The following is an 890-nucleotide window of genomic DNA, read 5'->3' as shown; positions in this document are numbered from 1 at the left end:
TGCAGGAGTACGAGGGCTGCCGCGGTGATCCTGCCGATGCTCCAGGGGCAGAGGCTGACGTTGCGCAACGCTTTGAAGGTGGTCTTGAGCAGGGAGTTTCCGCGTTCGCCGATGGCGCGGACACCGTTGTGGGCTCTGTTGAACTGCTGCTGCACGTCGGTGCAGGCGCCGTTCTTCGGCTTCTTGAACGCGATCGTGATCGTGTCGGCTTCGCCTTCGTAGCCGAGGTCGCCGAGCACCCGCCGGTCGTCGTTGGTCCAGGTGGCCAGCAGCGGCAGGATGTCGTGTTCACGCAGGGCGGTCGTGTCGTGTTCCCGGCCGGGCCGTACCGGCGAGGTCCACAGCGGCCACCCGTCCGGAGCGGTCACGACCTGCACGTTGCCACCATGGTTGTCGTGTTTGCCGGACCACCACAGGTCCACCCCTGGTGTCGGCCCAGGTGTGCGGCACCGGTCAGTCTCGATCAGGGTCCCGTCGATGTTCACGTGGGCGTAGCCGGCCACTTTCGCCGCCAGCAGCACCGATTCCAGCCGCGGCGCGTGGGCGGCGAGGACCCGGATGCCCTCGTGCAGGTAGTCGTAGCCGGTCGACGAGCTGACCTGGTTGTCGAGGGCCAACTGTTTGATCCGAGTGCCGTCGAGGAACCAGCGGATCACCAGGATCGCCTGCTTGAAGCAGCCCAGCGCCCGGGTCCCGGTACGGGTCCCGAGCCGCTGCCGTTCGGTGTGCAGGAGCCCGGACAGGAACAACACGGTCTCCTCGCGCATGGACAGCTCGGCGGTGTATGTGACACTCATGGCGACGCAGGACCCCTACTGAAGTTGATCTGTGAGAGGACCACTTCATACCGGGTTCTGCGTCTTTTCGTTGCACCACAACGGGTTCGGGCG

The 890-nt window shown here is 65.7% G+C and carries 1 protein-coding gene; it reads right to left on the bottom strand.

Features of this window, described 5'->3' with window-relative positions:
- Positions 1-797, bottom strand: a 797-nt coding sequence (locus tag ACFOYX_RS36160; RefSeq protein ID WP_377534810.1) for a transposase family protein, incomplete at its 3' end; no start/stop codon positions are given.
- Positions 798-890: the final 93 nt, after the last annotated feature.

The organism is Micromonospora sp. GCM10011541 (assembly GCF_042650725.1).
Lineage (GTDB): Bacteria > Actinomycetota > Actinomycetes > Mycobacteriales > Micromonosporaceae > Micromonospora > Micromonospora sicca.
This window is presented reverse-complemented; position numbering and strand designations above follow the sequence as displayed.